Origin of the sequence: Nocardioides turkmenicus, assembly GCF_011045035.1 — a bacterium.
Lineage (GTDB): Bacteria > Actinomycetota > Actinomycetes > Propionibacteriales > Nocardioidaceae > Nocardioides > Nocardioides turkmenicus.
Genome location: NZ_JAALAA010000001.1, coordinates 170,178 through 189,893 on the forward strand (window position 1 = coordinate 170,178; position 19,716 = coordinate 189,893).

Annotated in this window: 20 protein-coding genes; 9 read left to right on the plus strand and 11 right to left on the minus strand. The window is 66.4% G+C overall.

The window, feature by feature from the left end; all coding sequences use genetic code 11:
- Positions 1-44: 44 nt before the first annotated feature.
- A complete protein-coding gene (gene ilvD / locus G5C66_RS00835; RefSeq protein ID WP_165108761.1) occupies positions 45-1,739 on the plus strand; it encodes a dihydroxy-acid dehydratase in 1,695 nt (564 codons plus the stop codon).
- Positions 1,740-1,793: 54 nt separating this feature from the next.
- Here the strand turns inward: ilvD and G5C66_RS00840 are convergent, their stop codons facing one another.
- Positions 1,794-2,612 carry a TIGR02452 family protein gene (locus tag G5C66_RS00840; protein WP_165108763.1) on the minus strand — a complete coding sequence of 273 codons (819 nt, stop codon included), beginning with the start codon at positions 2,610-2,612 and terminating at the stop codon, positions 1,794-1,796.
- 15 nt (positions 2,613-2,627) lie between these two features.
- On the opposite strand from G5C66_RS00840, the gene G5C66_RS00845 reads away from it, so the two are divergent.
- On the plus strand, positions 2,628-2,888 hold the full coding sequence (locus G5C66_RS00845; protein ID WP_165108765.1) for a hypothetical protein: 261 nt from the start codon (positions 2,628-2,630) through the stop codon (positions 2,886-2,888).
- A 171-nt stretch (positions 2,889-3,059) separates the two neighbouring features.
- Positions 3,060-3,542, plus strand: a complete 483-nt coding sequence (locus G5C66_RS00850; RefSeq protein ID WP_165108767.1) for an NUDIX hydrolase — start codon at positions 3,060-3,062, stop codon at positions 3,540-3,542.
- Between the two features lie 37 nt (positions 3,543-3,579).
- Here G5C66_RS00850 and G5C66_RS00855 read toward each other — a convergent pair whose 3' ends face one another.
- Positions 3,580-4,122, minus strand: coding sequence for a hypothetical protein (locus tag G5C66_RS00855; RefSeq protein ID WP_165108768.1), 543 nt, complete (start codon positions 4,120-4,122; stop codon positions 3,580-3,582).
- A 24-nt stretch (positions 4,123-4,146) separates the two neighbouring features.
- A complete protein-coding gene (locus G5C66_RS00860) occupies positions 4,147-4,806 on the minus strand; it encodes a TetR/AcrR family transcriptional regulator (protein ID WP_338144024.1) in 660 nt (219 codons plus the stop codon).
- A 200-nt stretch (positions 4,807-5,006) separates the two neighbouring features.
- Here G5C66_RS00860 and G5C66_RS00865 point away from each other — a divergent pair, with 200 nt between their 5' ends.
- Together G5C66_RS00865 and G5C66_RS00870 are read left to right on the plus strand one after the other, a co-directional pair.
- Positions 5,007-5,774 (plus strand): helix-turn-helix domain-containing protein, encoded by a 768-nt coding sequence (locus G5C66_RS00865; protein WP_165108772.1) that lies wholly within the window; start codon positions 5,007-5,009, stop codon positions 5,772-5,774.
- 11 nt (positions 5,775-5,785) lie between these two features.
- Complete coding sequence (locus G5C66_RS00870; RefSeq protein ID WP_165108774.1) at positions 5,786-6,268, plus strand: NUDIX hydrolase; 483 nt, start codon at positions 5,786-5,788, stop codon at positions 6,266-6,268.
- Here the strand turns inward: G5C66_RS00870 and G5C66_RS00875 are convergent, their stop codons facing one another.
- Genes G5C66_RS00875 through G5C66_RS00885 form a run of 3 tightly spaced genes read right to left on the minus strand, consistent with a single transcriptional unit; the run spans position 6,269 to position 7,672 of the window.
- Entirely contained in the window at positions 6,269-6,805 is a 537-nt protein-coding gene (locus G5C66_RS00875; protein ID WP_165109275.1) for an HDIG domain-containing metalloprotein, read from the minus strand.
- Between the two features lie 32 nt (positions 6,806-6,837).
- On the minus strand, positions 6,838-7,215 hold the full coding sequence (locus G5C66_RS00880; RefSeq protein ID WP_165108776.1) for a nitroreductase family deazaflavin-dependent oxidoreductase: 378 nt from the start codon (positions 7,213-7,215) through the stop codon (positions 6,838-6,840).
- Position 7,216: 1 nt separating this feature from the next.
- A complete protein-coding gene (locus G5C66_RS00885; RefSeq protein ID WP_165109277.1) occupies positions 7,217-7,672 on the minus strand; it encodes a nitroreductase family deazaflavin-dependent oxidoreductase in 456 nt (151 codons plus the stop codon).
- Between the two features lie 79 nt (positions 7,673-7,751).
- Here G5C66_RS00885 and G5C66_RS00890 point away from each other — a divergent pair, with 79 nt between their 5' ends.
- Entirely contained in the window at positions 7,752-8,135 is a 384-nt protein-coding gene (locus G5C66_RS00890; RefSeq protein ID WP_165108778.1) for an MmcQ/YjbR family DNA-binding protein, read from the plus strand.
- A 128-nt stretch (positions 8,136-8,263) separates the two neighbouring features.
- Here the strand turns inward: G5C66_RS00890 and G5C66_RS00895 are convergent, their stop codons facing one another.
- Both G5C66_RS00895 and G5C66_RS00900 read right to left on the minus strand, forming a co-directional pair.
- On the minus strand, positions 8,264-9,397 hold the full coding sequence (locus G5C66_RS00895) for a hypothetical protein (RefSeq protein ID WP_165108780.1): 1,134 nt from the start codon (positions 9,395-9,397) through the stop codon (positions 8,264-8,266).
- A complete protein-coding gene (locus G5C66_RS00900; RefSeq protein ID WP_165108781.1) occupies positions 9,394-13,095 on the minus strand; it encodes a hypothetical protein in 3,702 nt (1,233 codons plus the stop codon). The genes G5C66_RS00895 and G5C66_RS00900 overlap by 4 nt, the downstream gene beginning before the upstream one ends.
- A 378-nt stretch (positions 13,096-13,473) precedes the next feature.
- On the opposite strand from G5C66_RS00900, the gene G5C66_RS00905 reads away from it, so the two are divergent.
- On the plus strand, positions 13,474-14,316 hold the full coding sequence (locus tag G5C66_RS00905) for a hypothetical protein (RefSeq protein WP_165108783.1): 843 nt from the start codon (positions 13,474-13,476) through the stop codon (positions 14,314-14,316).
- Positions 14,317-14,392: 76 nt separating this feature from the next.
- Here the strand turns inward: G5C66_RS00905 and G5C66_RS00910 are convergent, their stop codons facing one another.
- Both G5C66_RS00910 and G5C66_RS00915 read right to left on the minus strand, forming a co-directional pair.
- A complete protein-coding gene (locus tag G5C66_RS00910; protein WP_165108785.1) occupies positions 14,393-14,977 on the minus strand; it encodes a hypothetical protein in 585 nt (194 codons plus the stop codon).
- Between the two features lie 126 nt (positions 14,978-15,103).
- The gene (locus G5C66_RS00915) at positions 15,104-15,436 is read right to left on the minus strand and encodes a hypothetical protein (RefSeq protein WP_165108787.1); all 333 of its coding nucleotides are present in this window, start codon (positions 15,434-15,436) and stop codon (positions 15,104-15,106) included.
- Between the two features lie 252 nt (positions 15,437-15,688).
- On the opposite strand from G5C66_RS00915, the gene G5C66_RS00920 reads away from it, so the two are divergent.
- The gene (locus tag G5C66_RS00920; RefSeq protein WP_165108789.1) at positions 15,689-16,291 is read left to right on the plus strand and encodes an antibiotic biosynthesis monooxygenase; all 603 of its coding nucleotides are present in this window, start codon (positions 15,689-15,691) and stop codon (positions 16,289-16,291) included.
- A 102-nt stretch (positions 16,292-16,393) separates the two neighbouring features.
- On the opposite strand, the gene G5C66_RS00925 is transcribed toward G5C66_RS00920, so the two are convergent.
- A complete protein-coding gene (locus tag G5C66_RS00925) occupies positions 16,394-19,222 on the minus strand; it encodes a metallophosphoesterase (RefSeq protein WP_165108791.1) in 2,829 nt (942 codons plus the stop codon).
- Between the two features lie 159 nt (positions 19,223-19,381).
- On the opposite strand from G5C66_RS00925, the gene G5C66_RS00930 reads away from it, so the two are divergent.
- Entirely contained in the window at positions 19,382-19,711 is a 330-nt protein-coding gene (locus G5C66_RS00930) for a hypothetical protein (protein ID WP_165108793.1), read from the plus strand.
- The last annotated feature ends 5 nt before the right edge of the window (positions 19,712-19,716 follow it).

Genomic DNA, 19,716 nt, shown 5'->3' on the forward strand with positions numbered 1-19,716 from the left:
TGCGCTCCCGCCCAAGGTCATCACACACGGCTAGCCTCGTACATGTGAACCCACCGAGCCCCGAGACACCTGACATCAAACCCAGGTCGCGCGCCGTCACCGACGGCCTGGAGGCCACCGCTGCCCGAGGCATGTTGCGGGCCGTCGGCCTCGGCGACGACGACTTCGCGAAGTCGCAGATCGGCGTCGCGTCGTCGTGGAACGAGATCACCCCGTGCAACCTCTCCCTCGACCGGCTCGCAAAGGCGGTGAAGAACGGGGTGCACGCGGCCGGCGGCTATCCGCTGGAGTTCGGCACCATCTCCGTCTCCGACGGAATCTCGATGGGTCACGAGGGTATGCACTTCTCGCTGGTGTCGCGCGAGATCATCGCCGACTCGGTCGAGACGGTGATGAGCGCCGAGCGGCTCGACGGCTCCGTGCTGCTCGCGGGCTGTGACAAGTCGCTGCCCGGCATGTTGATGGCAGCCGCGAGGCTCGATCTCGCCTCGGTCTTCCTCTACGCCGGCTCGATCATGCCCGGGCAGGTCGACGGCCGCGACGTCACGATCATCGACGCCTTCGAAGCGGTCGGGGCCTGTATCGCGGGGAAGATGAGCCGCGATGAGGTCACCCGCATCGAGAAGGCGATCTGTCCTGGCGAGGGCGCCTGCGGGGGCATGTACACCGCCAACACGATGGCTGCTGTCGCCGAGGCGATGGGCATGTCGCTGCCCGGTTCGGCCGCGCCTCCCGCCGTCGACCGACGCCGCGACGGCTTCGCCCACCGCTCGGGTGAAGCCGTGGTCGGGCTGCTGCGCCGCGGCATCACGGCGCGCCAGATCATGACCAAGGAGGCCTTCGAGAACGCCATCGCCGTCGTGATGGCGCTTGGCGGTTCCACCAACGCCGTGCTGCACCTGCTGGCCATCGCCAACGAGGCCGAGGTCGACCTGACGCTCGACGACTTCACCCGGATCGGAGAGAAGGTCCCCCACCTCGCCGACCTCAAGCCGTACGGCAAGTACGTCATGAACGACGTCGACAAGATCGGCGGGATCCCGGTCGTGATGAAGGCGCTCCTGGACGCGGGACTGCTCCACGGCGACTGCCTCACGGTGACCGGGAAGACCATGGCGGAGAACCTCGCCGAGTTGAGCCCGCCCAGGCTCGACGACGACGTGATCCACTCCTTCGAGCGGCCGATCCACCGCACCGGCGGTCTCACCATCCTGAAGGGCTCGCTCGCGCCCGAGGGTGCGGTCGTCAAGACGGCCGGCTTCGACGACACCGTCTTCCGCGGCACTGCCCGGGTCTTCGACGGGGAGCGGGCCGCGATGGACGCCCTCGAGGCAGGCCTCATCGTCGCGGGCGACGTCGTGGTCATTCGCAACGAGGGCCCGAAGGGCGGCCCGGGCATGCGGGAGATGCTCGCCATCACGGGAGCCATCAAGGGCGCTGGCCTCGGGAAGGATGTCCTGCTGATCACCGACGGCCGCTTCTCGGGAGGGACCACGGGCCTCTGCGTCGGCCACATCGCCCCGGAGGCCGTCGACGCCGGCCCGATCGCCTTCGTCCGCGACGGCGACCCCATCGTCCTCGACGTCGTCAACCGCACCCTCGATGTCGAGGTGGAACCCGAGGAGCTGGAGCGGCGAAAGGTCGGCTGGGAGCCACTTCCCTCGAAGTATCAGCGCGGAGTGCTCGGCAAGTACCGGCGTACGGTGCAGTCGGCCGCCGTCGGCGCCGTCACGAGCTAGTCGGCTGCCCGCGCCGGCAGAGCCATCACCCGGAGCGTCGGCGGGTTGTCGAGATCATGACGCGAGGTCCGCGAAAGCATCCTCGAACGCCCGCCGCACGACCGCTCCCGGCGTACGGTCGAGCACCCCGAACACCACCTGTTCGAAGGTCCCCTCGAACCGCCCGCCCGGACCGAACAGGTCCCGGAACGATCCAGCGACCATGACCGGGTCGTTCTGGAACACCCCGCATCCCCAGGCACCGAGGACGAGACTGCGGTACCCGTTCGCTGCCGCGGTCTCGAGGACACGCGCCGCACGGGTCGCGAGCGCAGCCGGGATATCGTCCGTACGCTCCGGAACCTGCCTGCGGATGACGCCCGCGTTCGGAGCGGGCGAGGTCAGGAACCCGACCAGCACCGGCTCGTCGAGCAGCGCGCCGCGGTCGTCACGGAAGACCGGTACACCCGGCGAGTGGATGACCCGGTCGCTGTAGAACGGGTCTCGGACCGCGCGATGGTGCTCGTAGTATTCGGGCGCCTCCAGCAGGCAGGTGTAGAGCGCCGACGCCCGGCACAAAGCTTCCTCCTGCGCCTGAGCCCCGTTGACGTACCCGCCGCCAGGGTTCCTCGCCGAGGCGAAGTTCAGCACCGCCACCGGTGCCGGCAGCTGCCGCGCCTCCCACAGGCTGCTGCCGCCGGTGACCGCGAACCGCGTCTCCACCGGCTCGGTCGACGGCACCTCGACCGGCTCCGGCCCGTACAGCTGTGTCCCTTCTCGCGCCGCCTGGACGGCATCGCCGATGAGCACCTTCGTGCCATCCGCACGCCGGTAGAACCCGGCCGCGATGAACTGCTCGTTCTCCTGCGCGAGCGCGCGCAGCCGCGCGCTCATCCGGTCACCCTCGTGGTGACCGCCATCGCCCCTGCGACGGCCGTTTCGATCTTCTTCACGGTACGCATCGTCCTGTCCACGAAGATCCGACCGCAACCAGGTTTCCTCCCCTGCACGACCTGCGACGATGTCCGTGTGTCGAAGACAGCCGACGACCTCGCGACCACGGACGAACCGGCTTGGCCCGAGATCCGGCAGGCGATCAACGCTGCGCCTCACCCCGTGACGGTTCTCCTGTCGTCCGCGCCGACCGCGACGGCCTCATCGAAGCCCTGAGGATCGAGCCCATCGTCACCAGCGTCGAGGGGGCGAAATAGTCACCGGCACAGCCCCGTTTCTCTGCGCTTGACCTCGGCTGATTCGGCTATGCTCGCGACCGTGGGATCTCGGCCGACAATCGACGCGCACATACAACCGCCACGCCCTCGCGCCCCGGGCGCGAGCGGCATGAGCCAGCGAGTCGACTGGCACAACGATCCCGCAGCCCCTGAGGTGAACAGCATCCGGCCCAGCGCCGGCGCCTTCGTACTCGACGACCCGGGCCGCATCCTGCTGGTCCGCCGCAACGACACCGGCAACTGGACCATGCCCGGCGGGGCGATGGAGCCCGGCGAGTCGCTGACAGCGGCCGCGGTCCGCAAGACGTTCGAGGAGACCGGCATCACCATCGAGGTGACCGGCCTGGTCGGGATCTGGACCAATCCTCGCCACCGGATCGAGAACACCGCCAACGGCGAGGTACGCCAGGAGTGCTCCATCATCTACGCCGGCCGATACCTCGCCGGCGAGCCCACCCCCTCGCCTGAGAACACCCACGCCGAATGGGTGTCTCCGGCGATCATTCCCAGCCTTCAGATGGACCGCAGCCAGCGTGTGAGGATCGACTGGGCCCTCAACCGCGACTTCCCCCACCTCGACCCCAACCCCTGATCATGGTCGTGCGAGCCGGCATCCGGCCCGCAAGGAGTCAGTCGTCCCGTAGCCAGGCGGCCAGATCGACGGTCTCCGATGTCGGCGGAGGACATGCCGCGAAGAACGACGACGTACGCCAGCTCGTGATCTCCTCGACCATGTCGCCGGGCAGCAATCGCTGCAGATACGCAAGAAGATCGTCGACCCCGGCCCGCGCAGCAAGAGCGATCGACGCATCCAATCCCTGGGGCAGCAGAAGGGCTGCGTCGATGTAGCAGTACGCGTCGAAGTTGATGTTCTTCGCGCGCCAGATCAGAGGGACATCCTCGAGGCGACCATCGCAGAAGAGCATCCAGCAGCAGGCCAGCAGGACATCCCCACAACCGTCACCCGCCTCCTTGCGCGAGGCGATCTCGTACGCAGTGACAGCTCGAAGCAGGTCGAGATCACCCGCGTGCCGTTCGGTCAGCAGCGTCGCAACGATCGCCGGCCTGTCCACCGCATCGACCGGTCCGGACGCCTCTGGCCCGAACATCGAGGGCCACGAATCCGCGTCGGCACTGCGAGCCCGAAGCAGGAGATCGATCCCCGTTCCCATGGGACTCACTCCCTTTCTCGCTCGTCAGCCGCCGGCTCCGCGACTCCGAGCGTCCGTCGCGAACATCGGCATGAGCTCGTCGGCAGCAGCTGCGGCCAGCGCGATCCTCCCATCCCGCACACCGCATACCCGCAGGCAGGTCGCCGCGATCGCCCGTGCATCGGCACGCGTGACCTCGTCGCCGCGGGCACGGATCCTGATCACCACCTCGACCACCTGGACCAACAGCCCACCCAGCTGGTCCACGCTCACCGTCGCGGCAACAGGACCACTGATGACCGCAGCACCCAACCGGCCGTACGCAGCGACCAACTCCCGAAGCGCAGGCTGGAACTCCCCGAAGACCTCGCTGCTCCTGACATCCGGCATCCGGTAGAGCCTGCCGATGTTGTGCGGCACCGTCGCGAGCGTGTCCGCGTCGATCAACGCAAGCAGGTAGAGCGCGGCCTCCGGCAGGTCGGCCGGGCACTCCCCCTCGATCCTCTCGACCTGGTCGAGGCTGGGCCGCACGGAGAGCTCGAGGAGCTCGGCGAGGATCCCCGGCTTGCCCGCGAAGTGGTAGTAGAGCGACGCCTGCCTGATCCCGACCTTCTCCGCGATGTCCCGGGTCGAGGTCGCCGCGTACCCGCGGTTGACGAAGAGCTCCGCCGCTGCCTGAAGGATCTCGTCGCGCGGCGCGGCCACGCTTGCCGCGTGTGGGATGACCCGAGGCCTTCCGGGGCGAGTGACACCTGCAGGCGCGTACGTGCTCATCGGTTCCTTCTCAGGAGCAGAGTGGGACTGGAGGTCCCCAGCGCTCCAGCACCGTGTGCAGCCCGGCGCGCCGGGGACTCAACCACCATCGCCCCGAAGGCCGGGACGTTTGCACCTCCCGCAAGGGACATATGGGGACGTTTGTCCGGTACGTTGACGGCATGCCAAATCCCAGGCTCCGATCCGCGCTCGCGGCACGCGACATGACCACGGCGGGACTGGCCGCCACCGTCGGAGTCGATCCGAAAAGCGTGGAGCGATGGCTCACCCAGGACCGCGTCCCACACCGCGGCACCCGCGCTCGGGTCGCGACGGTGCTCGGCCACGAAGAGACGTACCTGTGGCCGAGCCTCCGGGCCGGGCTGGCTGCGACAACGGCAACCGCCTCTGAACTCGTCGGTATGTGGCCCACGCGGGACAGCGTCCCGGGCGACGTGTGGCGCTCGCTCTCGTCGCGAGTCAGCCGCCGACTCGAAGTGCTCGTCTACTCCGGTGGGTTCGTGGTCGAGGCCTTCGGGTTACCTCGCGAGATCAGACGGATGGCTGCCGACGATGGCAGCGTCAGGATCTTGCTCGGCGATTCCAGCTCTGAGGAGGTCAGGCGGCGAGGTGTGGCTGAGGGCCTCCCGACACTTCCCGCACGCGCAGCCTCCACGCTCGACTACCTCCGCGACGTACGCGGCCTTCCGGGAGTTGAGATCCGGGTACATGACGTGCCGTTGTACGCGTCGATCTACCGCTTCGACGACGACATGCTCGTCAACCCGCACACCCACGGGATCGGGGCCAAGGACTCACCGGTCTTCCACTACGAACGCGTCGGGACCGGCGGGTTGTTCGGCTACTACGAGAAGGCGTTCGACCGTGTCTGGGAGACCGCCACTCCCCCAGCCCCATAAGGTGAATCGACATGGGCCGCAGAATCGACTGGTACGACGACCCCTCCGCTCCTGAGGTCAACAGCATCAAACCCAGCGCCGGCGCCTTCGTACGCGACGACCCTGGCCGGATCCTCTTGATCCGACGTGACGACAACGGGAACTGGTCAATGCCGGGCGGGGCGATGGATCCGGGTGAGTCGCTTACGGCCTGCGCGGTTCGCGAGACCCTCGAGGAGACCGGCATCAGCATCGAGGTCACGGGCCTCGTCGGGATCTGGACCGATCCTCGCCATCGCATCGAGTACACCTCCAACGGCGAGGTACGCCAGGAGTTCACCATCATCTACTCCGGCCGCTACCTCGCCGGCGAACCCACCCCGTCGGCCGAGAGCACGCACGTCGAGTGGGTCTCCCCCGACAAGGTGCCAAGTCTCCAGATGGACCGCAGCCAACGCATGAGGATCGACTGGGCGCTCAACCGCAACTACCCACACCTCGATCCCAACCCCTGATCACTCGGCCGTCAGAAGACGGTCCTCGATCCGGCGCACGGTCTCAACGATGTCGCCGCGCGCAACCTCGACGAAGCGACCGACGACGTCGCCCTCTCCGTAGCGCGCCTGGATCTCGGCCAGCCGATCCACCACCGTCACGCGCTCACCTCCTGGACCCGTCGTCATGTCGCAGAAGCACAACGCATCCTCGAGGTCAGGCGACGGACGTGGGAACTCGCCGAGCGCGCCACTCATCCCGCGCAGCCCAGCCTCGAATCTGCTGCACGAGTGGTGGGCTACCAGGCGTACGACCTCCTCATTCCACCCCGTGCGCCTCAAGTAGCGGGCGCCGTCAACGGGATGGAAGCCGGTCCCGCGCAACTCATCGGCATAGCCGATGTCATGAAGCCATGCCGCGGCGACCAGTGTCTCCGAGTCCAATCCCAACTTGTCCGCGACGCCGATCGCCGAGTCGGCCACCGCCTGCACGTGCAACCAGCGACGCCCCAGTGGCTCGACAAACTGACGCGCCTCACTGCGGGCACTGATCAGCATGCTGGACACCCGCGAAACCCTAGTCCAGGCGTTCAGGCCGTACGCAGCAGCCTGAACTCGTGCCGCTGCAGCACCTGCAGCACCAGCTTGGCCGGATAGCCGAATGCGTCCCGCCCGGCTTCGGACGGATAGGGCTCGATCGCGGACACCTGATGCCACCGCCCGTCGACCATCAGCTCACAGCCACCAGCGGCGACGATGTTGCGATACCAGTTGACGCCCTCGCCGTACGTCAGCTCCGCGATGAATCCCTCCGGCACCCGCGCGACGATGATCGGCGTCTCGTACGTCTTCCCCGACTTCCGCCCCACGTGCCGCACGAGCGAGAACGGGCCGTGCCCCGAGCGAGCCGCCCGGGTCGTCACCCGGTTGAGCGTGTTCTTCAGCAACCACAGCCACTTACGACGCATCTCAGTCTCCTTCGAGCTTCAGGTTCACCATCGGCAGCGTCTCGACCTCGTGACCGACCGCCGCCTCGATCGCCCCACGCAGCCGCTGCCATGCCTTCGGGTGCGCCTGCTGATATCGGCCCAACGCGGCAGCGGCCTCCTCGTCGGTCAGGAACCGCGCCGTGGCCGTGACGCCGGTTCGCGTCCCCATGCTGACGCGACACGACGGCTCGACCAAGAGGTTCTGGTACCACTGCGCACCCGTGCCGAAGCCGCTCACCACCACGATCTCGTCCGCACTCGGCCGCTCGACGACCTCGAGGCACACGTACCGTGCGACCCCCGATCTACGACCGACATGCTCGAGCATCAGCATCCGGGGCCCGAAGAGCCACCCGGCGTTGTGCCGATAGAGCCAGATCGGCGCACGTACGACGGCCCGCGTCCGCAGCAGCCGAGACACCACCGAGTCGATCATCGACGTCACCGACCCGACCTTACCGACGAGCTCGGGCGATCCGGCCCGATCTGGTGACACCGGGAGTTACGCTCCAGGAATGGCAACGCTCGAAGACCTCGCCCGGATCATCGGCGAGCTGCCCGAGGTCACCGAGGGCGAACGCTACGGACACCCGACCTGGGCCGTACGCGGCAAGAGCATCGCCTGGCTGCGCCCGTTCAGCAAGGCCGACATCAAACGCTTCGGCGACCAGACCCCGCCGGACCCGCCGATCCTCGCGGTCAACACCGCCGACCTGCACGAGAAGGAAGGCGTCCTCGCCGCCGGCATCGACGGCGTCTTCACCATCGAGCACTTCAACAACTACCCCGCCGTGCTCATCGAGCTCAGCGTCATCAACCCTGGCGACCTTCGCGACCTGCTGGTCGACGCTTGGCTCGCCGCCGCCCCAGCGGAACTGGTCGAGGCGTTCGACGGCTGAAGCGCTGACTTACCACGACCGCGTTTGGAGGCAGTGGGCGTCATTCCGCCCAGATCGACGCGCATGAGATCCGAGAGCCAAGGGCAGCGTCGAACCCGACCATCCTGAGGGACGACGCGCGAGTGCGGCTAGCGAAAGACGTCGGAGAATGTGAATGCGAGCTCTAGAGCTGACTCATTGCCGGCAGATGCGAATGCGGAAAGAAGCGTTCGAAACGCGGCCACGCCTTCGTCGTCGAACAGGACGAGCTGGCGGTGTTCGGCTAGGAGCCGCTTCAGATATGGGACGACCACGTCGCTGGAAAGAGGGTCGTAAGCATAGCTTCCGTCGGATGCGACTGCCTCCGTCGTCGAGAGAAGAGTGCGCCTTTCGTCCAGCGGCGCAAGAAAGATGAGCGTTTCCACGACATGGTGGACGATGCCTGAGACTTTGCTGCGGGCGCACGTGATGAGGACTGGGGTTGCCAGGTCTGCGAACCGCTCTTGCGCCGTGCGAGAAGCCGTCGCATCTTCATCGCCATTCATTCGGTCGAACGCGCCGCTGGCGAAGTACAGCTGGTTCGCGATGCTGTCCAGGACCGTCACACTGTGCTTGAGTTCGTTCTGTTCGGATTCCGACGGTTCGGCGTCTGAGACCTCTTCCAGCGTGGTGATCCAGTGCCCGAGGGAAGAGTCGGCGGCTTTGGTCACCATGTCGAAGGCGCGGCCCTGAACTGCGGGGTCCGATTTCGGCCGCAAGTAATTACGGACGCATTGCGTGGCCCGCAGGGCCTCCTCTGACCACGGTGCATTGGTGGCCCAGGTATGCACTGTTTCGGTTGCGAACGGCGTCTGGTGGTGCATCGCTAGGAATGTCATTATCTCGACTGGGAGGTCGAGGGCGTCGTCGTCCGTCGGGTCCGCTTCGGTCGGTGAATCGGGTTCGTTCGCGAGTCCGCGCAGAACGTTGTCCACCTCCTGAGGCGACTCATGTGCCTCAGACCCAAGCAGACGCATGTACTGGTTCCGGACGTTTTTGTTGGATTCGCCCTGGAGGAGTTCGCCGATCAGGCGGACGCGCACAGGTGAGGGTTTGTCGAAGTAGACAGCACGGAACGCGCGCGCGGCCGACATGCGCACGACGGGGTTCTCGTCCGCCATCGCGTCCGTTACCAGGGCGACAATGAGGTCTCCATGTTGCGACGTGCGCCACGTTTCCCGGAACGCAAGACTTCCCAGTCCGTCGATGGCCTTGTCACGCATTCCGGGGCTCCATGCGCTCACGAGAGGAAGGTTCCTGCGTCGCTGCATCCCGCGGCCTCAGCAAGGACCTTGATCACCAGGGGTCCGCGAACATGTTCAGGAGTGATGTCCTTCGCGCGCGCCAACCGGCGCGCCGCGTCAACCAGCAAGTATTGGATCTGGCTGGGAGTTGTCTCCGCTGCCGCGAACACATCATGGGCCAGAGCGAACATGTCGACGAGCTGGGCAATGGCGTCGGGGTCCGATGCCTCGTTGTCGTCAAGTTTGTCGAGGGCCGTATGCAGGTCACGCGCAGCCGCCGCGACCTGCGGCCCGACGGTAACACCGCCCTCTAGAAGGTGGTCGATTGGAGAGTACGGTAGTGCCTGAGTGATCATCGACGGTGGTGCTGGGATGTCGGGGGCTTTCTCGCCTACGCTTGCGCGATGCGCGGCAATGGATTCGTCTGTGATCGCGTCAACATCGAGGCAGCCTACGAGCACGTCTTTCACGTACTCGCTGCGGCCGTTCTGATCGACCAGCTTGAGCGCCTCACCCACGACCGCTTCGAGATCCTGGTGTGGGACGGTGCCCTCCGTTGCGGCAGCCTTCAGCAGAGTTGCTGCCTGGGAAAACGTGTCGGGATGGGTCAACAAACTGCCGGACTCGAACGCGGGGAACAGAGCGCGGCACAATGCTGCGGGCTGCCTCGGACTCTCCATCAATGCGGCCCATACGCCGGTGTTGTGGACCTTGTCGACCAGCAGGGTGACGACCGGTTGCGCGGCTTCGATTTCCTGTTCGACGAGGGCGTCGGCCAAGGCAGACAACATCTTCTGCTCATTGTCCTGGCTGTGGAAGTCCACCCCGAATCCGTACCCGTGCTCGAGCCAGCCCGTCACTCCATGCGCGAACATGGGCCACATCTCGGGGTCGTCCGCAGAGTCCGCCGCTCCCAGGACCTCGCAGATGATGTCGGTCGCGGTGACGATGTCATCGGCGCAGATCTTCGGGAACTCTTCCCCGAGCCGCCACGCAGCATGCTGCGACTGCTGCTTCCGTGACTCACGCAACGGAAGGACGGAGCCCCCGCCAAATGCGACGTCTTCGTCGCGCGTCTCCTCGAAGGTCATCGAGATGACCGCAAGCCTCCGGGCGAGGTCAGGGTCGTGTGCCATCGCAGGAGCGACTGCCTCGGGGAACCAAGTTAGAACGGTCCCGCCCCACTGAGCGAGTGCAGCATCGGAATTGAGAAGTCGGTGCATCGCGGCGCGCACCTCAGAGCTGATACCCACGACAGCCACAGCCTGGCGCACGAGCAGCCCGGCCATCCGCTCCCTGCGCGCAGGGTCCGAGGGCGCCGCGTCTAGCAGCATCGCAATCGCTGCGGCACGTTCAGCAATGCCTGCAGCATCCGGTTCCTTGGCAGAAACCGGTGCCCGGAAATGCAACGCGATCAGTAGATCGGTCGCCAGCGCTGCATCCTCGAAGGATGCCTCTGCGTTCTCGGCGAGCTGCTTCGCGAGAGTGGCGAGCGGAAGCATCGCGGTCGTTAGGTCCGGGACCACGGCGCGGGCACGGATCGCGCCAATGACCTGGCGGGTGAACCGCTGCCGAGGCAAGTGCTCATTCGAGCCCGAGCTGCCATGCCCGTTGGAAGCGAGCTCGAGGAGGTCGTTTGGGTCATGAGCCAGGTTCACGACGCGCGAAGCGACCGCGAGCGACGCGAGCACGTGCTCGCTGCCTGCTACCGAGAACGCAACCGGCCAGAAGCCGCCGGTCGCCCGGGCCTGCCAAAGCAGGTCGACGAGGAGATCAAAGCTCGGACGAGCAACCAGCGGGAGAATCGGGTCGGCGTCGAGACTCTTCACCAAACCCGTTGCGTCGAGAGGGTGGTAAAGGACGTAAATTGCAGTGGCGTAGTCGAACAGGATGTTGTGCGAGAAAGCCAAGACCCGCCCGACACCAGGAATCGGGCCGTCCAAAGCGCTAAGCACGCTCTGGCTGAGGAGGCTTTCGAGCGCCACACTGTCGGTCTCGCGAACAGTCGGCTCTTCCTCGGTGGTCTGCAATCGGCGGTTCGTCAGCATGCTGGACGCCAAGCGTTTCAGTAGTGCGTCGCGTGCCGTCTTGTCTTGGTTGCGGATGCGCCACGTCCAGTAGTGGCCTAGCAGTTCGACTCGACTCCGCACGCTGACGAGTTCGGCATGCTGGCCGGCCGTCATCTGGCCGGCGAGGGTTGCCGCCAGTCGTAGGTTGAACGGATTGCGCAAGAGCTTTCGCAGGTCAGGGGCAGCCTCAGCGAGGACCTCGGCGACAGGCATCGGTGCCACGATCACCTGGTTCAGATCGTCGTCGCTCAAGTCGGCCACCAGCAGGTGCCGAACAGCAGAAAGTTGCGGGTCGACCATGCTTCCTTCCATTGAGACCGGTTCGCCGGCGAACGCACGTTGGAGAGGCTGGCTGTTTCGCGTGTCGAAGGAGCGAGCACTCGCGACGACCTGCCATCGGGTACCGGCCAGGCCGGCCACGATGCTGCTTAGGTACTCACGGTCCTCGGAGCCGCGCAAGGCGTCCACGCCGTCGATCACGAGCAGGCCGGGCGGTCCTGCCCACGCTCGCAGGACCTCTTGCAGCGGTGCGTTCGTTACGAGTCGGTTCGTGCCGGCGACATCAGACGCACGAAGGACGATGACCTCCTCATCGCCTAGCCTTGCCGACGCCAGGTCCTGGATGACAGCCGACTTGCCAGCCCCCGCATCGCCAACAACGAGCACGGGCTCACGCCCCACCGTTTCGCGCAGTGTCTTGGCGACGGCGCGCGAAATGTACAGACCGCCGGCGACCGGTAACACCGCTTCTCCATGCAGGGCATGCAGGTTTACTGCCGATCGCTCACAAAGAACCTCTATATCCGATGCGTGCTTCGCCGGCAAGGTTGTTGAGATGCCGTGTTGAGCCAACGCCAGTGTGAGCGCTGATCGGTCGCGCCACTGGCGCGTCACGGAGGCCGCTTGGCCCTCATCAACGAGGACCTTCCAGGCCAGCAATGCCGAGGTCTGCTGGGCGAGGCCACGATGGAGGGTGCTGAGTGCAGCCTGCTGGTCTTGACGACCGTCTTCCAGGTCCAAGACCAGTACATGGAGAGCCCTGAACAAGGTACGCAGTTCCTCATCGGTCGGCTCCACGCTGGCACGCGCAGCGCTCCAGGCCGGCTGAATATGGCCCAGCGCGACCTTTAATGCAGCATTCTGCGGACCAGTCAGTTCCTTCCCGAGAACCGTCCCGGGCGGCTGGGAAGCAACTCTCCGAAGAGCCTGTCGAAGGTCATTGCGCACGGTCGCAGGAGCGCTGTAGTCAGTACACAGGACGATGGCATCGCGTGAAGCATCCACAGGCCGCCCCCCGGTACCAACCTCAGGAACGGTCCCCTCGAGGTACAGCTCAACCGCCTGCCTAAGCGCCTTCGCAAGAGGGGAGTCATCGGTAGTGCCAAGCGCCATTCCGACCTTGGCCTGAACGAACATGCCGCTCCCCAGGTCGGTCAGGACAGCGACGTCATCAACCTCGAACCCAGTCTGCGCGCCAACCTGGACTACCTTCCCAGCAATGAGCGAAATCGGCAGCGGTTCCTCAGCAACAAGCCAGCTCGCGGCCCAAGCGAAGACCTGGTTCTGAAAGCCGACTCCGGACGCTCCAGCTGACCCCCCTGCGGACGCAGCGGAAGTGTTAGAAGTCATTACGTTTCCTCCACGTGCGAACCATGGCCCCTAAGCCCTCACTACATGAAGAAACATACCGGCGGCCCTGGGCAGTCAGCATGGGATCCTGAGGACTTCAAGCTGGCGCGGTCAGGCTCGTCGCGGCAAGCTCTCGAGTCGAGGGCTCAATGTCCACTCGGGAGGGACGGCGTTCACACCCATAGGTGTGCTCGTTGGGGCGGCTGATTCGGAGCGCTTGACGCAAGAGCATCCACGGGCATGCGAGCGCGTCGTTCCGCCACGAGTGCCAACTACGGGCATGTGCTCTCCCCTGATGGTGCAGCAACTCCCTCCCTCGCCCCCCGGGAGGCGGGAAGATTGACCGGAAATGTCGGCGGCAGGTGATGAAATGTGGTGGTGTCCGATCAGGTCCCCGAGGGTCCCCCCGTTCTTGGGCCCGATGATTTCGCCCGCCTGCACGTTCCGTCGGACGGGACGTGCTGGTGGTGCCAGGAGCGGCCCGCCACGACGGGTGAGCACAAGTTCAAGCGCACAGACCTTGCTCGCCTCATGGGTGAGGGTGATTCGCTGATCTGGGGTGAACGAGGGAAGAGCACTCGCGAGATCCGCGGAACCAGCGGGATCACTCGCGACCGCTACGGCGTCATCAAGTTCCCGAAATCACTCTGCGAGACCTGCAACAACAAACGGTCCAAGCCGTTCGACACCGCGTATGAGATCTATTCCGCCTACGTCAGCCAGACATGGCTGCGCATCATGCCTGGTGTCGACTTTCAGGAAGTCTTCGCCGGCGACTGGGAGGAGTCGACGCTCAACTTGGCTCGCTATTACGCTAAGCACTTCGGGTGTCGCATAGCCCGCACAGGATTGCCCGTCCCACCGTCTCTACGTGCGTTCCTCGACGGAGCAAACGACATGCCCGACGCGCACATGGGGTTGATAACTACCGACACTGTCCACAAGCGTTTCGGGACAGGGCTCTCAATCAGTCCAGACTTCGCAGCAATCGACCGGCAGATGAACCGCATCACCACGTGGATCATGGCGGCCTACGTGGGCTCCATCGGCGTCCGATACGAGTGGCAGGAGGAAGGCATCCCTGATCGTTCGCAGTTCTTCCACTTCCCGCATCCTGTAATCAACTGCTTCGACGACGAGCAAGCAGTGGTCGATGGTCGCACTCGCCGTCCGGGATGGTTCGCGTCACTGCTGCAGTGGGCCAACCGTCCGAGGACGTAGAGCGGGCATTCCCCCTGCCGAGAATGTGCGTCACTCCGCCGCTGTCGACTCGCTCTTGCCCGATGACCGCTCTGACTCAAGCTGCCAGGTCGCGCATCGCCTTGAGGGCGAGCATGGCGGGATACGTGTCCCGATACAGATGAGTGCTGCGGTAGTAGCACGCCCAGTAGCTCGTAGCCCGCAGCTCGGTGAGCGTGAAGAAGTCGGAGTTCTCTGTCACGAACGACCGAAGTCCACGGACCATTGCGGGACGCCGCGGGAGGTCGCGCACGACGAAGCCGTGGATGTCCTCGCAGATCTCGATGACGTACTCGCCGAGCAACTGCACAACGAATGGGATGATCCACGCCTGTTCGAAACGCAGCACTCGTCGGAGGGCCTGCTGCCGGACAAAGCCGTCGTGATGTCGTGTGTAGAGGCAATCGACAGCGACCGTGGCTTGAGAGCCTTCTGGAGCCACCCTGTTCGACGGAACAGGGTTGTAGACCCGATACGGAATCTCGACCGGCTCACCGCCGACCGTAATCTCTGGCCACTTGCGGGAGTAGCTCGATGTGATGTCGCCTGACGGTGCGTGTAGGGGCCGAGGCATGGCGACGAGAGCCTCCGAGAGCGAAGCGCGCAGGCCCGAGGGGAACGCTCGGCCCAAGGTCGTCGGCATGCGTGAACACTACTTGTAGCGGCACCTCGATCATGCGGCCATCAGGGTGCGTCATATCGCCGCGAGCGCGCTACTTCGCCGCTGTGGGTCACTCACCGAAGGGGCAGGCTGTCCGGGCCTCCCTTCCTATGGCGTCGTCGCCGCAAGAAGGCGCCGCGCACGACGACCCAGATCGCTCAGATCCACCCGACCCTCCTCAGCCGCGGCCGCCAGACGCGCGGCGAGATCCATTGCCTCGTCGAGCTCGGGTGCGGTGACCGCGGACTCCTGGCCCATATCGCGAAGGATTGTGATCTCGGTCCTGGACGCGATCAACGGGTCGGTGACCCCGTCGATCCATACTCGAGTGCGGCGGCCATCGCCGCGCTCCTCCCCAGTGATGCGCTCCAGGGCGAAGATGCGGTCGGCGCGCGCGAACTTTCCGAAGCCCAATGCCACCATCCGGGAGTCCGATGCCATGTAGTCATCTTGCCATTACGCAGCGAACTTTGATCGGGCGTGCAACCCCGGCTGACAGAAAGGGCTCGCGTCATACCGCCGCGAGCGGTCCGCCGGGGATCTCCGTCCAGCACAGAACAATGTCTGGCAGAGCCAGACGGGAGGCCGAGAACCACATAGCTTGGGTATGGCCTCCCCGCGCCCAGAGGAGTAGACAGGGAAGAACCGGCGGTGCCGGTCCGGGCACTGCCCTGTCCTAGAAAGGAGCGGGCTGTGTACGCACGTTCCACTACGTTCCACGGGAGTCCCGGCAACATCGACGCGGGCATCACGTTCGTCAAGAACGAGGCCGGGCCCATGCTCGACAGCATCGAAGGCTGTCGAGGCCTGTCGCTGCTGGTCGACCGCGAGTCCGGGCGATGCATCGCCACGAGTTCGTGGGAAGACGAGGCAGCCATGCGCGCCAGCGACGAGCAGCTTCGCGCGCTACGCGATCGAGGGAAGGACATCCTCGGCGGCGACATGCAGATCGACGAGTGGGAGATCGTCGTCATGCACCGTAGCCATCACGGCGAGTGCGCCCGAGTCAGCTGGCTGCAGGGCGACGTCGACGCCATGGCCGAGATCTTCCGGGTCGGGATCCTTCCCGAGCTCGAGCAGACCGATGGGTTCTGCAGCGCCAGCCTGCTGGTGAACCGGTCGTCCGGCCTGGGTTGCGCCACCACGGCCTGGGAGTCCCGCGCCGCGATGGAAGCCAGCCGCTCGGCGGCCGACGAGATGCGCAGCCGGGCCGCGAGCGACGCGGGCGGCGAGATCGTCGACGTGCACGAGTTCGAACTCGCGTACGCCCACCTGCATGTCCCCGAGATGGCCTGACGTCCACGTTCTCTTCGCCGAGCCCGCCTTGGTCGGGCTCGGCCAGCCATCAGGGTCTCCGCGCCTGGATGCCGGGGCTGCGTCTCACGAGGCTGGGAGCGATCATTCCCGCGCGGCAGCCGCACTCGTGAGACTGATCCTCGCCACCTCTTCGATCTCGACGGGCTGGTCGCCACGGACGCGGTGGATCTTCACCACGGCCTCGGTGGGTGAGGTCTCGAACTCGAGGAAGTGCTTGAAGAACGGAGGCTCGTCGAGGGAGTAGATCTCGGAGACGAACTTCTGGATCGGGCCGAAGGGCGGGTTCAGGCCGGGGAAGGCGATCTGTGCGCGGCGTCTGGTCCGCCGGCTGACGCCGTCGACGATGGCGGCTTGGCCGCCCATCTGCTCCTGCTCGGCCGCGATGATGGCGGTCGCGTCGGCCTCGCTGATGAAGTCGTAGGGGGTCGAGAGGCCCGGGCGGTAGCGCGGACTCACCCACGCACCGGGATCCGCGATGAGTGAGTGGGCACCGAGGAACACCAGGTGGGCGAGGAGGGCGGCGGCACCGACCGCGACCATGGTGAAGAGGGCCCCGGCGACCGCCACGGCCGGCCACCACGTCCGAAGGCCGTCGGCAAGCCCGCCGAGCTCCGAGAAGCCCGGTACGTCGAGCAGACCCGGCGCCGCCGCGCCCAGCAAGAGCGCGCCGGAGGCCAGGATGACGAGGACCACCAGCGGCGTGTACAGGCGCGGGTGCTCCCGTCTGATCCAGTCGATGACGAACATGCCGATCGCGGTCACCGTGATCAGCGCCGGCAGGGCGAAGGCGGCCCGCATCCACTCCGAGTCGACGGCATCGGTGAGGCACCACCAGACGACCAGCGTCACGGGCCCTGCGAGGAACACGAGGGGCCGAGCGACCTGCCGCCAGCGGAGCCACGCCTGCACCCGGCGTACGGGCTCATCTCCCAGAGGCCGAGTGAGAAGGTCGGGGGCCAAGAGCACGGCGAGGATCACCACCGCGATCACTGCCAGCGGCACGAGTCCGAGCAGGCCGCTGAAGAACAGCAGGGTCAAGCCCTCGCCGCTCAGGACGCGCAGCATCTCGCCCGACACCACGGCGGCCTGCGCGAGCACGGCCCACACCACCGAGCGCTTCAGCCAACGCGCGGCCCTCGCGCCGTTCACGGTGGTGACGATCCGCGTCCGCCACCCGACGATCCCCACGACGACGTAGATGCCGATCGCGGCGAACAGCCACCACGACGCCGTACGTCCCTCGCCCGACCCGAGCCGGGCCACACCCCAGGGCACCAGAGCCAGGGCCACGAGGGCCGCCAGCACGCACGCGAACGCGACGTGATGCCATCTGGGGACCGACTCGACCGGGTTCCACCATCTCGACCAGCGCACGCACCAGGCGTTGAGGCAGATCCACAGGGTGCTCCAGCCGAACAGCACCAGCAGGGCCTCTGCCGCGTCCGGCAGATACTGCTGCACGAACAGCGTCGCCGAGACCCCCATGACCAGCGCTTCGAGGCGCAGGAGCAGGCGGCGTACGAAGAGACTGTGACCGAGACGTTGCGGCAGCTGGTGCAGCAGGATCAGCACCACCATCGCGGCGACGGCCGCACCACCGGCGCCGGCGAGCCACCGGCCCAGGACCACTCCCCCGCCGAACATCAGGACGGTCAGCAGCAGACGCCAGATGCTGGGGACCAGCTGCTGGGCGAAGTACGCCAGGGACTCGGCCGATGCCGGGAAGAGCCTGGTCGGCCGGAATCGCAGGTCGGTTCGCGCGTCTGAGGCGGCCGTCCGGATGGGATGCGTGGCATGCGTGTAGGCACCGCCGCCACCGCTGACGATGTGCCACAGGCCGTCGCGCGAGCTGCCCTCGCTGTGCGGGTCGTACAGCTGGAAGTTGTGGGTGTCGCCGCCCACGGTCGCGACGTAGCCGTGCTCGCTCTCGGCCACGACGTCGTAGACGGTCTTGTCGGGTCGTCCGGACACCTCACCTTTCCGGCGCTCACCGTTGACGAACAGCGGCTTGCCGGTCATCAGGATCTTCGGCTTCTCGCCGCCCAGCGACCTCAGCCAGGTGAACTGCCGCTCGTCGATGGTGCCGTCGATGCCGGTGTCGATGCACACCAGGTCCACGTGCTCCGTCTCGATGACGAAGTACGGCGCCGGCTGCAGCTGGGACTCCGGTGCCGGCCCGCCGCCCGCCGGCTCGCCCCACCGCGACGTCAGAGCGTTGCCGACCGGCTCGCTCGGCGTGCGCCACATGATCCGGCCGAAGCGGTCCCGGATGAGCTGCCAGGCGCCGAGCCTGTCGTCGAACGACGGTGCCAGGAGCTCGCGGGGCCAGGTCGGCGGCTCGTCCGCCGCGAACAGGAACTGGTGGGCGAAGCCGTAGAGGCCGTCGTACCAGTCGTGGTTGCCCGGCATCGCGTAGACCGGGACGTCCTCGGGGAGCGCGAACTCGGTCCGTACGTCGGCGGGCGCCTTGAGGCCCGGCACCCGGTTCGACCGGTACGGCTTGTAGAAGCCGTCCACGTAGTCGTTGACGTTGCCCGAGGGGTAGATCACGTCGCTCAGCACGAGCACGAAGCCGGCCTGCTCCCGGTCAGGGCGCGCGGCCGCAGCACGCGCCAGCGCGGGCGCGACGACGTACTGGGACGGGTCCTGCTCGCCGGTGTCGCCGATGACCAGGAACCTCGAGACCTCAGGGGCGGCGATCGTCAGGGGCACGTCCGGCTTAGTCCAGTGCGCACGCAGCTTCTCGACGAGCCTGTGCGTGCCGCGTCCCAGGATGTCGTTGACCGAGTCGATCAGGCTGCGTGCGGTGATCCAGGAGAGGCTGTTCCACTTGGTCGGGTCGTGCTGCAGATAGGCCTTCGTACGCTCCCAGTCCGTGCTCCCCGTCGCGGAGTCACCGCCCTGAGCCATCGACATCCTCTCCGCCAACCGCATGAAACAGATGTAGACAGGCTCCCACGCCGCGCGTCGGTCCCGCACGGGACTCCCCCAGATTGGCGTATGACAACCCGTCGACGCCGACTGATGATGAAACTGCAAGGGGCATCGAAGGGGGAAGGAACAGAGATCATGAAGCTGTTGATGAAGAGCTGTGCCGCCGCGGCGGGGCTCGTGCTGGCCGGAGCCGGGGCCGCGAGCGCGGCCGAGGTGAACGGCAACGGCGACGACATCCCCGCGCCGGACCGCGCGTCCTCGGAGTGCGTGTTCTCAGGCCAGGACACCGCGGACGCCGTCGAGGGCAACCCGCCGGGCTTCGACGACGACGCGCTCGCCGAACGTGGCAACCAGAGCCCCGGCGGCACCGACCGCTACCACGGGGTGCAGAGCTACGGCATCTACGTGCGGGCCGGGCTCAAGGATTTCGTGCCGTCGCCCGGCGACGCCTGCCGGGGCCACTGACGGCC